The following is a 909-nucleotide window of genomic DNA, read 5'->3' on the forward strand; positions in this document are numbered from 1 at the left end:
GACCACAGGTAGGGCACCAGGATCATCGAGGTGGCGAGGTAGATCAGCGACAGGTAGGTGCTGGCCGAGAACAGAGTGATGACCAGGAAGATCTGCACCATGGCATTGGTCAGCCACAGGGCGTTGGCCGGTACATGGTTGGCGTTCTCGCGGCGCAGGAACTCCGGCATGGTGTGGTCCTTGGCCGCGGCGAACATGATCTCCGCACACAGCAGCACCCAGGACAGCAGCGCTCCCAGCAGCGAGATGATCAGGCCGACGCTGATCAGCACCGCGCCCCAGTGGCCCACCACATGCTCCAGCACGGCAGCCATGGACGGGTTCTGCAGCTTGGCCAGTTCCGGCTGGGTCATGATCCCCAGGGACAGCACGTTCACCAGCACCAGGAACAGCAGCACGGTGATGAAGCCGATGACAGTGGCCTTGCCCACGTCCGAGCGTTTTTCCGCCCGGGACGAGAAGATGCTGGCGCCCTCGATGCCGATGAACACCCAGACGGTGACCAGCATCATGTTGCGCACCTGGTTCATCACGCTGCCCAAGTCCGGGTTCTTCACGCCCCAGATATCAGCGGTGAAGATGTCCAGCTTGAAGGCGAACAGGGCAATCAGCACGAACAGCAGCAGCGGCACTACTTTGGCCACCGTGGTCACCAGGTTGATGAAGGCCGCTTCCTTGATCCCGCGCAGCACCAGGAAGTGCACGGCCCAGAGCAGCACCGAGGCGCCGATCACCGCGGCCGGGGTGTTGCCCTCGCCGAAGATCGGGAAGAAATAGCCCAAGGTGCTGAACAGCAGGACGAAGTAGCCGACGTTGCCCAGCCAGGCGCTGATCCAGTAGCCCCAGGCGGACGAGAAACCCATGTAGTCGCCGAATCCGGCCTTGGCGTAGGCATAGACTCCGGAATCC

The 909-nt window shown here is 62.5% G+C and carries 1 protein-coding gene; it reads right to left on the bottom strand.

Annotation, left to right across the window (positions count from 1 at the left end; translation table 11 throughout):
• Window positions 1-909: basic amino acid/polyamine antiporter (locus J5M73_RS30885; protein WP_207816845.1), on the bottom strand; the 909-nt coding region annotated here is incomplete at both ends.

It is taken from the genome of Pseudomonas sp. 50_B (assembly GCF_017491625.1).
GTDB lineage: Bacteria > Pseudomonadota > Gammaproteobacteria > Pseudomonadales > Pseudomonadaceae > Aquipseudomonas > Aquipseudomonas danubii.